Annotated in this window: 11 protein-coding genes; 8 read left to right on the forward strand and 3 right to left on the reverse strand. The window is 72.0% G+C overall.

Features of this window, described 5'->3' with window-relative positions; genetic code table 11:
- Positions 1-91 precede the first annotated feature (91 nt).
- From DN051_RS30650 to DN051_RS30685, 7 genes are all read left to right on the forward strand, one after another.
- A complete protein-coding gene (locus DN051_RS30650) occupies positions 92-940 on the forward strand; it encodes a TrmH family RNA methyltransferase (protein ID WP_053756444.1) in 849 nt (282 codons plus the stop codon).
- 50 nt (positions 941-990) lie between these two features.
- Complete coding sequence (locus DN051_RS30655) at positions 991-2,130, forward strand: sensor histidine kinase (protein ID WP_112440008.1); 1,140 nt, start codon at positions 991-993, stop codon at positions 2,128-2,130.
- A gap of 129 nt (positions 2,131-2,259) precedes the next feature.
- The gene (gene pheS, locus DN051_RS30660; protein ID WP_053756438.1) at positions 2,260-3,381 is read left to right on the forward strand and encodes a phenylalanine--tRNA ligase subunit alpha; all 1,122 of its coding nucleotides are present in this window, start codon (positions 2,260-2,262) and stop codon (positions 3,379-3,381) included.
- Positions 3,381-5,924, forward strand: coding sequence for a phenylalanine--tRNA ligase subunit beta (gene pheT, locus DN051_RS30665; protein WP_112440010.1), 2,544 nt, complete (start codon positions 3,381-3,383; stop codon positions 5,922-5,924). The genes pheS and pheT overlap by 1 nt, the downstream gene beginning before the upstream one ends.
- A 221-nt stretch (positions 5,925-6,145) precedes the next feature.
- Entirely contained in the window at positions 6,146-7,225 is a 1,080-nt protein-coding gene (locus DN051_RS30670; RefSeq protein WP_053756436.1) for a PP2C family protein-serine/threonine phosphatase, read from the forward strand.
- A gap of 457 nt (positions 7,226-7,682) precedes the next feature.
- Positions 7,683-9,023 (forward strand): NsdA family TPR-like regulatory protein, encoded by a 1,341-nt coding sequence (locus DN051_RS30680; RefSeq protein ID WP_053759752.1) that lies wholly within the window; start codon positions 7,683-7,685, stop codon positions 9,021-9,023.
- A 115-nt stretch (positions 9,024-9,138) separates the two neighbouring features.
- A complete protein-coding gene (locus DN051_RS30685; RefSeq protein WP_053759753.1) occupies positions 9,139-9,684 on the forward strand; it encodes an NUDIX hydrolase in 546 nt (181 codons plus the stop codon).
- On the opposite strand, the gene DN051_RS30690 is transcribed toward DN051_RS30685, so the two are convergent.
- Together DN051_RS30690 and DN051_RS30695 are read right to left on the reverse strand one after the other, a co-directional pair.
- The gene (locus DN051_RS30690; RefSeq protein ID WP_053759754.1) at positions 9,681-9,938 is read right to left on the reverse strand and encodes a hypothetical protein; all 258 of its coding nucleotides are present in this window, start codon (positions 9,936-9,938) and stop codon (positions 9,681-9,683) included. The two genes, DN051_RS30685 and DN051_RS30690, sit on opposite strands and share 4 nt — an antisense overlap.
- A gap of 183 nt (positions 9,939-10,121) precedes the next feature.
- Positions 10,122-10,997 (reverse strand): 3-hydroxybutyryl-CoA dehydrogenase, encoded by an 876-nt coding sequence (locus tag DN051_RS30695; RefSeq protein ID WP_162624990.1) that lies wholly within the window; start codon positions 10,995-10,997, stop codon positions 10,122-10,124.
- Between the two features lie 172 nt (positions 10,998-11,169).
- Between DN051_RS30695 and DN051_RS30700 the strand changes: the two genes are divergently transcribed.
- Positions 11,170-12,390 carry a glycoside hydrolase family 10-like protein gene (locus DN051_RS30700; protein WP_112442525.1) on the forward strand — a complete coding sequence of 407 codons (1,221 nt, stop codon included), beginning with the start codon at positions 11,170-11,172 and terminating at the stop codon, positions 12,388-12,390.
- Position 12,391: 1 nt separating this feature from the next.
- Here the strand turns inward: DN051_RS30700 and DN051_RS30705 are convergent, their stop codons facing one another.
- Complete coding sequence (locus DN051_RS30705) at positions 12,392-12,589, reverse strand: DUF1918 domain-containing protein (RefSeq protein ID WP_053759755.1); 198 nt, start codon at positions 12,587-12,589, stop codon at positions 12,392-12,394.
- Positions 12,590-12,660 lie beyond the last annotated feature (71 nt).

The following is a 12,660-nucleotide window of genomic DNA, read 5'->3' on the forward strand; positions in this document are numbered from 1 at the left end:
CTGAAGGACCCGCAGGCCGTCACGGTCTGCGGGTCCTGCTGTGTCCGCAACCGCGGAGAGCCAGACCCGGAACGTACCGAAGGTGAACACGATGCCCCCCGCCCAGCCCGAGCTGATCTCCCCCCGCTCGCCCCGTGTGTCGGCCGCGCGGCGGCTGGCCCGGCGGAACTTCCGGGGCAAGGAGCGGCTGTTCCTCGCGGAGGGGCCGCAGGCCGTACGGGAGGCCGGGGCGCAGCCGGACGTCCTCGTCGAGCTGTTCGCCACCGTCGAGGCCGCGGACCGCTACGCCGACATCATCGGCCGCGCCCGGGACACCGGAGCCAGTGTCCACCTCGCCTCCGACGAGGTCATCGCCGACATCTCCACGACCGTGACCCCGCAGGGACTCGTCGGCGTCTGCCGGTTCCTCGACACGCCGTTCGAAGAGATCCTCGCCGCCCGGCCGCGGCTCGTCGCGGTCCTCGCGCACGTCCGCGATCCCGGCAACGCCGGCACCGTCCTGCGGTGCGCCGACGCCGCCGGAGCCGATGCCGTGGTGCTCACCGACGCCTCCGTGGACCTGTACAACCCGAAAGCAGTGCGGGCCTCCGTGGGCTCGCTGTTCCATCTGCCGGTCGCCGTGGGCGTGCCCGTCGAGCGGGCCGTGGCCGGGCTGAAGGACGCCGGGGTGCGGATCCTCGCCGCCGACGGGGCCGGCGAGCACGACCTCGACGAGGAGCTGGACAAGGGCACCATGGGCGGCGCGACCGCATGGGTCTTCGGCAACGAGGCCTGGGGTCTGCCGACGGAGACCCGGGCCCTCGCGGACGCCGTCGTACGGGTTCCGATCCACGGACAGGCCGAGAGCCTGAACCTCGCCACCGCCGCGGCCGTATGTCTCTACGCGTCGGCCCGTGCACAGCGCGCCTCCGGAGGCTGCCGCACAGTCACCGACAGCTAGTAGGGTGGCCAGCTCGGGGCCCTGCGCCGTCTGAGAGGTGGGGTACGGGGATGAGTATCGGCACGAGCAGCGCACCGGGAGCACGCCGGACGCGGCGATCACTCGCGTCCCGGCCGCCCGTCGAGTGCGCCGAGCTCGGCGTCGACTCCGACGATCTGCCCGACGGGCTCGTCGTCGCGGACGAGCACGGGCACGTGATCTGCTTCAACGCCGCCGCCGAACGCATCACCGCGATCCCCGCCGCCGAGGCACTCGGCCGGCGCCTGGAGAAGGCCCTGCCGTTAGAGGACCTGGAGGGCCGCCGCTGGTGGCAGCTGACCGACCCGTACGGCGGGCTGGCGATCCGGGTCCGCCAGCCCGAGCGCAACCTGCTGCTGCCCGGCGGCCGTGAGGTCCTCGTGTCGGCCCGCTACCTGCGCGCCGAGCCCACCGGCCCCGTCCGCCGCGTCGTGGTCTCGCTGCGCGACACCGAGGCCCGACGCCGCACCGAGCGCAGCCACGCCGAGCTGATCGCCACCGTCGCCCACGAGCTGCGCTCACCGCTGACATCCGTCAAGGGGTTCACCGCGACCCTGCTGGCCAAGTGGGAGCGGTTCACCGACGACCAGAAGCGGCTGATGCTGGAGACGGTCGACGCCGACGCGGACCGGGTCACCCGCCTCATCGCCGAGCTCCTCGACATCTCCCGGATCGACTCCGGACGGCTGGAGGTGCGCCGCCAGCCCGTCGACATCGGCGCGGCCGTCGGCCGGCACATCCAGGCGTACGTCGCCGCGGGGCTGGACGCCGACCGGTTCCTGCTCCGTGTCGAGCAGCCGCTGCCCACGTTGTGGGCCGACCCCGACAAGGTCGACCAGGTGCTGAGCAACCTCATCGAAAATGCCGTGCGCCACGGTGAGGGAACCGTCACCATCGACATCACACCGTCGGCGTCCCCCCGCGAGGGCGAGGACGCCGGCACGTCGGTCACGGTGAGCGACGAGGGCACCGGCATCCCGGAGGAATCCATGAACCGCGTCTTCACCCGCTTCTGGCGGGGCAGCAGACGCGGCGGCACGGGCCTTGGGCTGTACATCGTCAAGGGCATCGTCGAGGCCCACGGCGGCACCATCACGGTCGGCCGCGCCACCGGCGGCGGCGCCGAGTTCCGATTTACGTTGCCCGTGAGCGCACCGGCGTATCTCGCCTGAGCGGCCCACGGGCGCATTCGGACACCTCCACCCCGTTAGACTCGGCCTTTGGCACCTTTGTGTCCCGCGGACGGCCCACAGAGTCGGTGACGGGGACCTCCAGCCAGCCAATCGGAAGCACGGGAAGAGATGTCGGCACCGAATAAGTCGTACGACCCTGTCGAGGTCGAGGCGTTGAAACCGGAAGAGATCGAGCGCATGCGGGACGGGGCGCTCGCCGCCTTCGCCGCCGCGGACTCCCTCGACGCGCTCCAGGAGGCCAAGGTCGCCCACACCGGCGGTGCCTCCCCGCTGGCCCTCGCCAACCGCGAGATCGGCGCCCTGCCCCCGCACGCCAAGGCCGACGCCGGCAAGCGCGTCGGCCAGGCCCGCGGCGCGGTGAACAAGGCCCTCGCCGCCCGCCAGGGCGAGCTGGAGGCCGAGCGCGACGCACGCGTGCTGGTCGAGGAGGGGGTCGACGTCACGCTGCCGTACGACCGCGTGCCGGCCGGTGCCCGCCACCCGCTCACCACCCTGTCGGAGCGCATCGAGGACGTCTTCGTGGCCATGGGCTACGAGGTCGCCGAGGGCCCCCAGGCCGAGGCCGAGTGGTTCAACTTCGACGCGCTGAACATCGGCCCGGACCACCCGGCCCGCGGCGAGGCCGACACCTTCTTCGTCGAGGGCCCGGACGGCTCCGGCGACTCGGGCGTGGTGCTGCGCACCCACACCTCGCCGGTGCAGATCCGCTCCCTGCTCGAGCGCGAGCTGCCGGTCTACGTGATCTGCCCCGGCCGCGTCTACCGCACCGACGAGCTGGACGCGACCCACACCCCGGTCTTCCACCAGGTCGAGCTGCTCGCCGTCGACGAGGGCCTGACCATGGCCGACCTCAAGGGCACCCTGGACCACATGGTGCAGTCGCTGTTCGGCGAGGGCATGAAGACCCGGCTCAGGCCGAACTTCTTCCCGTTCACCGAGCCGTCCGCCGAGATGGACATGGTGTGCTACGTCTGCCGCGGCGAGTCCGTCGGCAACCCCGACCGGCCCTGCCGCACCTGCTCCAGCGAGGGCTGGATCGAGCTCGGCGGCTGCGGCATGGTCAACCCGCGGGTGCTCACCGCCTGCGGCGTCGACCCGGAGAAGTACAGCGGATTCGCCTTCGGGTTCGGCATCGAGCGGATGCTGATGTTCCGCCACAACGTCGAGGACATGCGAGACATGGTCGAGGGTGACGTCCGGTTCACCCGGCCGTTCGGGATGGAGATCTGATGCGGGTCCCGCTTTCTTGGCTGCGGGAGTACGTCGACCTGCCGGAGACGGAGACCGGTCGTGACGTGCAGGCCAAGCTCATTTCGGCCGGTCTGGAGGTCGAGACCGTCGAGCATCTCGGCGACGGACTCAAGGGCCCCCTGGTCGTCGGCCGGGTGCTGACCATCGAGGAACTGGACGGCTTCAAGAAGCCGATCCGCTTCTGCACCGTCGACGTCGGCACCGCCAACGGCACCGGTGAGCCCCAGGAGATCGTCTGCGGCGCCCGCAACTTCGCCGTCGGCGACAAGGTCGTCGTGGTGCTGCCCGGCGCCGTGCTGCCCGGCGGCTTCGCGATCTCCGCGCGCAAGACCTACGGGCGCAACTCGCACGGCATGATCTGCTCCAGCGACGAGCTGGGCATGGGCGACGACGGCACCAAGGGCATCATCGTGCTGCCGCCCGAGACCGAGGTCGGCAAGGACGCGATCGAGCTGCTCGAACTGATCGACGAGGTGCTCGACATCGCCGTCACCGCCAACCGCGGCGACTGCCTGTCCATCCGCGGCGTCGCCCGCGAGACCGCCGTCGCCTACGGCCTGCCGCTGCGCGACCCGGCCCTGCTGGACGTACCGGCGCCCAACGCGTACGGCTACCCGGTCAAGGTCTCCGAGCCGCTCGGCTGCGACCGCTTCACCGCCCGCACGGTCAGCGGTCTGCGCCCCGAGGCCCGCTCCCCGATCTGGCTGCGGCGCCGGCTCCAGAAGGTCGGCATGCGCCCGATCTCGCTCGCCGTCGACGTCACCAACTACGTGATGATGGAGCTCGGCCAGCCGCTGCACGCCTACGACCGTCACCTGGTCCAGGGCACGATCGGTGTGCGCCGGGCCGAGGAGGGCGAGAAGCTCGTCACCCTCGACGGCGTCGAGCGCCGTCTGCACGCCGAGGACCTGGTCATCACCGACGAGCGCGGTCCGATCGGGCTCGCCGGTGTCATGGGCGGCGCCAACACCGAGATCGCCGACCACGTCCAGCCCGAGGACGGCATGGACACCGCCGCGCAGGCCGAGGCCGGCACCACGGACGTGGTGATCGAGGCGGCGCACTTCGACGCCGTCTCCATCGCGCGCACGGCCCGCCGCCACAAGCTGTCCTCCGAGGCGTCCCGGCGCTTCGAGCGGGGCGTGGACCCGGAGGCCGCCTCGGCCGCCGCCCAGCGCACCGTCGACCTGCTCGTCCTGCTCGCGGGCGGCACCGCCGAGGCGGGCGTCACCGAGGTCATCACCCCGTCCGCGCCGCACACCGTCACGGTCGCCGCCGACCACCCGGACAAGGTCGCGGGCGTCGAGTACGGCCGTGAGACCGTCGTGCGCCGCCTTCAGCAGATCGGCTGCGACGTCTACGGCCAGGACGAGCTGATCGTCACCGTGCCGTCCTGGCGGCCCGACCTCCTGGAGCGGAACGACCTCGCCGAAGAGGTCATCCGCCTGGAGGGCTACGAGAACCTGCCCTCCACGCTGCCCAAGCCCCCCTCGGGCCGCGGCCTGACCCACCGGCAGCGACTGCACCGCCGGGTCGGCCGGGCCCTGGCCGGCGCCGGCTACGTGGAGGCGCCGAACTACCCGTTCGTCAGCGAGCAGGTCTTCGACCAGCTCGGCCTCGACGCCGCCGACCCCGCCCGCCGTGTCGTGAAGCTGGTCAACCCGCTCAACGACGAGGAGCCGGCGCTGCGCACGTCGCTGCTGCCGGGCCTGCTCGGCGCGCTGCGCCGCAACGACGGCCGCGGCAGCCACGATCTCGCGCTGTTCGAGACCGGACTGGTCTTCCTGCCGCGCGAGGAGTCGCGGGCCGCCGGCCACCTGCCGGTGGACCGGCGTCCCACCGACGAGGAGATCGCGTCGCTGAACGCCGTGCTGCCCGAGCAGCCGCGCCATGTTGCCGTCGTCATGACGGGCGCGCGCGAACAGGCCGGCTGGTGGGGCAAGGGCCGGCCCGCCGACTGGGCCGACGCCGTGGAGGCGGCCCGTGCGGTCGCCCGTGAGGCGGGTGCCGAGCTGCTCGTCCGCAAGGGGCAGTACGGGCCGTGGCACCCGGGCCGCTGCGCCGAGCTGGTGGTCGTCGCCGACGGCACCGAGCGGGTCGTCGGCCACGCCGGCGAGCTGCACCCCCGGGTCGTGAAGGCGTTCGGTCTGCCCGCCCGCACCTGTGCGACCGAGCTGAACCTGGACGCGGTGGAGGAGGCCGGCCACGGCACCCCGCAGGCACCGGGCATCTCCACCTTCCCGGTCGCCACGCAGGACGTCGCGCTCGTCGTGGAGGAGACCGTGCCGCACGCGGACGTCGAGGCCGCCCTGCGTGAGGGCGCCGGCGAACTGCTGGAGTCCATCCGGCTGTTCGACGTCTACGAGAACGCGGAGCAGCTCGGCCGCGGGCGGAAGTCGCTGGCGTACGCGCTGCGGTTCCGGGCCGGGGACCGCACGCTCACCGTCGACGAGGCGTCCGCCGCGCGCGACGCCGCGGTGGCCCTCGCCGCCGAGCGCACGGGCGCCGAGCTGCGCAGCTAGCACGGCCGCGGGGGGCTGCGCGCCCACCACTCGGCCGCGGGATCTCCGCGGCCGAGGCGCGCGGCCCCCCGCGCCGTGGTCGGCAGGGGTGGGCAGCTCACTCGTTCGGGTGGGACTTCCCGATGATCCTCGCCGCCCGGGTCGTGCGGTCGACAGAATCGGACCGGCCTTTCGAGGCCCGTCCGTCTGCGCTGTCACGGCCTACTTGGGGGGCCTTCGACATGATCCGCATCAGGTCCGGGGCTGCCCGTCGCACACGGTCCCGGAGGACGTCCCGCCGGGTGCTCGCCCTGGGTCCGCCCACCCTGTGGGGGGCCGTGGCGATCACGTACAAACTGTCCTGCCCGATGGCCCAGCAGACCGGGTGGGGTGCGCGGATCGTCACCAGTGCCGTGTTCTTCGCCGTCGGTACCGGGCTCGTCCTGCATGTGAGGCGGACACTGCTGCGTGAGCTGAGGCAGGCCCGCCGGGTCGCGGGCGCCGCCCAGAGCGCGCTGCTGCGCCCGCTGCCCCCGCGCGTCGACGGACTGAACCTGGCCGCCGCCCAGCTCTCCGCCGACCGCTGCGCCTCCGTGGGCGGCGATCTGTACGAGGTGATCGCCACCGAACACGGTGTGCGGGTGGTGATGGGCGACGTCCGCGGGCACGGGATCGCCGCCATCGGGACCGTCGCCGCCGTCCTCGGCAGTTTCCGCGAGGCGGTGCACGACGAGCCCGAACTCGGCGCCGTGGCACGCCGACTGGAGCGTGCGCTCGCCCGGCATCTGCGCGAGCGGACCCGCGCCGGGCCGCCCTCCGGATTCGAGGCCGACCCCGACGGGTTCGCCGCCGAGGAGTTCGTGACCGTCCTGCTGCTGGAGATCCGGCGCGAGGGCGAGGTGCGCGCGCTCAACTGCGGGCACCCCTGGCCGTACCGGCTGCTCGGCACCCGGGTCGAGCCGCTCGCCCGCACCGATCCCCTCCCGCCGCTCGGCTCGTTCCCGCTGCCGGCCGATCTGCCCGTCGTGCGCTGCGGCGAACTGCGCCCCGGGGAGACGCTGTTCCTCTACACGGACGGCGCGGAGGACGCCCGTGACGCCGATGGCCGGTTCTTTCCGCTGCCGCAGGCGCTCAGCGAGGCCGTGCGGGAGGGCGCCGCCACGCCGCAGTCCGTCCTGGGTGCCGTCTTCACCCGCCTGCTGCGGCACGCGGCGGGCAGCCCCACCGACGACGTGGCCTTCCTGGTGGTGCGCAACGAACGCCACCCCAGAAGGGCTTCGGGGCCCCGCGGACCCGCACGCGCGGCCGGCACGCGCCCCTAGTGCCGCGGCAGGCAACGTTCGCCCCGTCGCGACGCCCGGCACGTACTCTCGCCGCACCGGCCGAAAGTCCAAGTACGTCCAGTACGAGGACTTCCGGCCGGCACACCGAGAGCACGCACCGGACGCCGCTCCTTGACGGGCGAACGTTGCCTGCCACGGCACCAGGGCGTACGCCGGACGGCGGGCCGGCCCTCGCTCCTGCTCCGGCGTCGGCCCGCCGTCCGCCCCGCCACGGAGTGTCGGGCAGGCGGCGTGGCGGACGGCGCGGATGAGGGCCGCCGCACTTTACGAGGGGGAGCCGGCGGCCCGGCCGGCCTCTTGCGAGGCATTTCAGTCAACCGGTCGGGAACTCTCCGCGACAGTGCGCGCACAGCGCGGATTCGCGCACTCCGTTCACACCCCGTGTGAAGGCGGATTCACTACGCTGTCGGCACCGAGCCACCTGGGGGGCCATCCCATGCAGCCCAACACTCTGCTCGACGCGATCCTGGACGAGGCGGGGATATCGCATGCCGGGCTGGCGGCACATGTGAACCAGGCCGGGCGGGCACGCGGACTCGCGCTGCGCTACGAGCACACCGCCGTGGCGCGCTGGCTGAAGGGCCAGCGACCGCGGGGCCAGGTGCCCGACCTGATCTGCGAGGTGCTTGCCGCGCGTCTGCACCGGCCGGTCACGCTGGACGACATCGGACTCGGCGTATCGGGGGAGCAGGCCGGCACCCACGGCACCTCCCTGTCCGGTTTCGTCGAACGCGCCACGGCCCTGTGGCGTTCCGACGAGCAGCAGCGCCCGCACGTCCTCGGCGCTCCCGCCGTCACCGGAACGCCCGCCGTGATGCCCGTGTGGGAGTGGGAGAACCCGCCCGAGGACGTGGACGTCTCCCGCGGCGGCCGGCACCGGGTCACCCCGGCCGACATCGAGATGCTGCGCTCGGCCCGCACGCACTACGAGCAGATGTACCGCAAGGCGGGCGGGGTGGCGACGCGCACCCGGATCGTCGGCTTCCTCAACTCCGAGGCGGCGCCGCTGCTGCGCGGCAGCTACACCGACGCCACCGGCCGCCAGCTGCACCGCGCCACCGGCGGACTGGTAGCCGTCGCCGGCATCTGCGCCTACGACTCCGACGCGCACGGCCTCGCCCAGCGCTACTTCCATCAGGCGCTGCGCCTGGCCAAGGCGAGCGGTGACCGTGGACTGGGCGCCTATGTGATCGCGCTGCTCGTCAACCAGTCGCTGTTCATGCGGGAGTACCGCCAGGCCGTCGCCTTCGCGGAGGCCGCGTTGCGTACCGCGGGCAAGCACATCACACCGGCCCTGGCGTCCGATCTGTACGCGATGCAGGCCAAGGCGTACGCCCATCTCGGCGACGGCACGAGCGCCCTGTCGTGCATCCGGCGGGCCGAGTCGGCCGCCGAACGCATCCGGCGCGGGTACGAGCCCGACGAGACCGGCTACGTCCAGCCCGGCCTCGTCAACGTCCAGGTCGCGGAGGCCCTGCTCAGCCTCGGTGAACTGGCGGCCGCCGGAGAGCACGCCGCGGCCGCGGTGGACACCCCGGCGCACGACCGGGGACGAGTGCACCGGCTCGCCATGCTCAGCACCGTCGAACTGCGCCAGGGCAACGCCGAGAAGGCGGTGGCGACCGCGGTGGAGATGGCCGAGCAGGCCCGCGGAATGGAGTCCCAGCGGCTGCGCGACAGACTCCGGGCGGTACGCGAGCATCTGGCGCGCAGCGGCGGCACGGGCACGGCCGAGGCCGCCGAACTCATCGACGGAGCACTGCGCGTACCGCTGTGACCACCTCCGACGGCCACTGCGCCTGCCGCCGCTGTGCGAGCTGCTCGGCATGCGCCTGCTGTCGGACCGCTCCTGCTGCGATATTGCCACTTACTCGGCGGAAGGTGGCAGAACCGTGCAGTGGACGAAACAGAGCGAACAGACTGTGTATGAAAACCGCTGGTTCAGCGTCAATCTCGCGGATGTCGAGTTGCCGGACGGACGGCATCTCGACCACTTCCTGATACGGCTGCGGCCCGTTGCCGTGGCCACCGTGGTGAACGAGGCCAATGAGGTCCTCCTCCTGTGGCGCCACCGCTTCATCACCGACAGCTGGGGATGGGAACTCGCGGCGGGCGTCGTCGAGGACGGCGAGGACATCGCCGTGGCGGCCGCCCGGGAACTGGAGGAGGAGACGGGCTGGCGGCCGGGACCCCTGCGCCACCTCATGAGCGTGGAACCGTCCAACGGACTCACCGACGCCCGGCACCACATCTACTGGGCGGACGAGGGTGAGTACATCGGGCACCCCGTGGACGACTTCGAGTCGGACCGCAGGGAATGGGTCCCCCTCAAGCTCGTCCCCGATCTGGTCGCCCGCGGCGAGGTCCCGGCCGCCAACATGGCGGCCGCGCTGCTGTTACTGCACCACCTCAGGCTCGGTCAGGACACCGTGGGCTAACGCGCCAGCGCCTGCCAGACCGCCACGACCAGGGCGCCCACGGCGGTGAGCGCCGCGACCGAGGCCAGCGGCCAGCGGGCGTGTTCCAGGGTGGTCAGCCGGGTGCTCAGATCGTCCAGTTCCTTGGCGGTCTCCTCGGTGCGGTGGGCGAGCAGTGCCAGCCCGCCCTCGACGCGGGCGTAGGCCACATCGAGCCGGCGTCGTAACTCTGCGAGCTCTCCTCGGGCGACGGAATGCTCGGGATCGGCGGTCACGGACCGCTCCTTTCCGTAGTCGTCTCACGTCCCTTGCATGCGCATGATGAGTGAACTCGCCTGGTGGGCGTGTGGGGAGAGTGTGCGACAGGCATATGCGGGCCCACTGCGCACACGGTGTGTGAATGCCGCGGGCCCGGCACCTGTTCCGGTGCCGGGCCCGCGGGGCGTCACGTTGTGTGATCAGCCGTAGGTGTAGAAGCCGGAGCCGCTCTTGCGGCCGAGGCGGCCCGCGTCGACCATGCGCTGGAGCAGCGGGGGAGCGGCGTACAGCGGCTCCTTGTACTCGTCGTACATGCTCTGCGCCACCGAGGCGACCGTGTCCAGGCCGATCAGGTCGGACAGCTTCAGCGGGCCCATCGGGTGGGCGCAGCCCATCTCCATGCCGTTGTCGATGTCCTCGCGGCTCGCGATACCCGACTCGAACATCCGGATCGCGGAGAGGAGGTAGGGGATCAGCAGCGCGTTGACGACGAAACCGGAGCGGTCCTGGGCGCGGATCGCGTGCTTGCCGAGCGCCTTCTCGGCGAACAGCTGGGCACGGCTCAGCGTGCCCTCGGAGGTGGTCAGCGCCGGGATCAGCTCCACGAGCTGCTGGACCGGCGCCGGGTTGAAGAAGTGGATGCCGATGACCTGGTCCGGCCGCGCGGTGGCGACGGCCAGCCGCACCAGCGGGATGGAGGAGGTGTTGGAGGCCAGGATCGCGTCGGGGCGGGTCACCACCTGGTCGAGCACCTGGAAGATCTCGGTCTTGACCTGCTCGTTCTCGACGACGGCCTCGATCACCAGATCCCGGTCGGCGAACTCGCCGAGGTCGGTGGTGAAGGTCAGCCGCGCCAGGGTGGTCTCCCGCTCCTCCTCGGAGATCTTCCCCCGTTCAGCGGCCTTGCTCAGCGAGTTGAACAGCCGTGTGCGGCCGATCTCCAAGGCCTCGCCGGTGGTCTCCGCGACCTTCACCTCCAGCCCGGAGCGGGCGCACACCTCGGCGATGCCTGCTCCCATCTGGCCGCAGCCCACCACTCCGACGCGCGCAATATCACCCGAGAAGCCGGTCACCATCGTCCCCTTCGCTGAGCCCTACGCAGACGGCAGGTCCACCGGGTTACGGCGCCTGCTCCGTTCGTGCACGTTACCCGTAAGTATCGATGATCGATCGTCGGGGTGGGGGCATCCTTGGCCGCGGAGACGATCCGTGACGGTGCGGATCCGCAGCGTATGGGGTGGTTCCTTCATGGCACGGCTGTCACGTCGGGCGTTCACGCTGGCCGCACTGTCCACCCTCGTGGCGGGTAGGGAAGCGGGCGCGGCACCTCTGTTGCCGCGCGCGGCCGCACAGATGCGGGGCATGTGGCTGGCGACCGTGACCAACCGCGACTGGCCGTCCCGGACCGGGCTGACGGCGGCGCAGCAGCGCGCCGAACTGATCGCCCAGCTGGACACGGCCGTGCGCCGCCGCCTCAACACGGTGATCTTCCAGGTGCGGCCGATGGCCGACGCGCTGTGGCCCTCGCCGTACGAGCCGTGGTCGGAGTACCTCACCGGCACCCAGGGCCGGCATCCCGGCTGGGACCCGCTCGGCACGGCCGTCACCGAGGCGCACGCGCGGGGGCTGGAGCTGCACGCCTGGTTCAACCCGCTGCGGGTGGCGATCCACACCGACCCCAAGAAGCTGGTCGCCTCGCATCCGGCCCGGAAGTACCCCGGCTGGGTGGTGGCGCACGGCGGCAGGCTCTACTACAACCCCGGCGTGCCCGACGTGCGCGCCTTCGTTCAGAAGGCGATGCTCGACGCGGTGGCCAGGTATCCGGTGGACGCGGTTCACTTCGACGACTACTTCTACCCGTACCCGATCGCGGGCCAGACCTTCGACGACGACGACGCGTACGACGCCTACGGCGGCGCGTTCCCGAACAGAGCGGACTGGCGGCGCGACAACATCGACCGGCTGGTGCGCGACACGGCGGCCGGCATCAAGGCCGTCCGGCCCGGCACCCGGTTCGGGATCAGCCCGTTCGGGGTCTGGCGCAACGCCGAGACCGATCCGCGCGGCTCCGACACCAGGGCCCTGCAGACCTACGACGATCTCTACGCGGACACCCGCAAGTGGGTGCGGGAGAACTGGATCGACTACGTGTGCCCGCAGTTGTACTGGCACATCGGCAACGCCGCGGCCGACTACGCCAAACTGGTGCCCTGGTGGGCGCAGACGGTGAAGGGGACCCGCACGCAGCTCTACGTGGGCGAGGCGCTCTACCGGGCCGGTGCCGCCGGGCAGCCCGCGGCCTTGCAGAACGTGGCCGAGCTGTCCCGGCACCTGACGCTGGCCCGCGCCCACCCCGAGGTCCGCGGGCATGTCTTCTTCGCCGCCACCGAGGTGGCGAAGGACGCCAAGGGCGCGATGGCGCGGGTCGTCGCCGACCACTACCAGCAGTCGGCGATGCCCCCGCGCTGAATCACCGTCCGGAGGTTTCCCTGTGCCGGATCTCGGTGTCGGGGCCGGGTGAGCACACGCCTTCGTGCCCGTCCTGGAAGCGGACGCGGTACGGGGGGTTGCCCTCGCGGCCCATCACTTCGACGATCTCGCCGACCTTGTCGTGTTGGCCGACCACCCTGCCGTGCTGAACAAGCTGGTCGCCCACGCTTGCGTGCATCTGGGGCCTCCTCACCATGTCACGGACAGCGGAAGCGGCGGTCCCTGGCCTTTTGAGTCTACGGCGGTCAG

The sequence above is a fragment of the Streptomyces cadmiisoli genome (assembly GCF_003261055.1).
Lineage (GTDB): Bacteria > Actinomycetota > Actinomycetes > Streptomycetales > Streptomycetaceae > Streptomyces > Streptomyces cadmiisoli.

What these genes read in the sequence shown, in the direction of transcription:
- DN051_RS30670 (WP_053756436.1), top strand. Translation starts at nt 6,146, where the DNA reads ATGATCCGCATCAGGTCCGGGGCTGCCCGTCGCACACGGTCCCGGAGG.
- pheT (WP_112440010.1), top strand. Translation starts at nt 3,381, where the DNA reads ATGCGGGTCCCGCTTTCTTGGCTGCGGGAGTACGTCGACCTGCCGGAG.
- DN051_RS30650 (WP_053756444.1), top strand. Translation starts at nt 92, where the DNA reads ATGCCCCCCGCCCAGCCCGAGCTGATCTCCCCCCGCTCGCCCCGTGTG.
- pheS (WP_053756438.1), top strand. Translation starts at nt 2,260, where the DNA reads ATGTCGGCACCGAATAAGTCGTACGACCCTGTCGAGGTCGAGGCGTTG.
- DN051_RS30700 (WP_112442525.1), top strand. Translation starts at nt 11,170, where the DNA reads ATGGCACGGCTGTCACGTCGGGCGTTCACGCTGGCCGCACTGTCCACC.
- DN051_RS30680 (WP_053759752.1), top strand. Translation starts at nt 7,683, where the DNA reads ATGCAGCCCAACACTCTGCTCGACGCGATCCTGGACGAGGCGGGGATA.
- DN051_RS30705 (WP_053759755.1), bottom strand. Translation starts at nt 12,589, where the DNA reads ATGCACGCAAGCGTGGGCGACCAGCTTGTTCAGCACGGCAGGGTGGTC.
- DN051_RS30655 (WP_112440008.1), top strand. Translation starts at nt 991, where the DNA reads ATGAGTATCGGCACGAGCAGCGCACCGGGAGCACGCCGGACGCGGCGA.
- DN051_RS30695 (WP_162624990.1), bottom strand. Translation starts at nt 10,997, where the DNA reads ATGGTGACCGGCTTCTCGGGTGATATTGCGCGCGTCGGAGTGGTGGGC.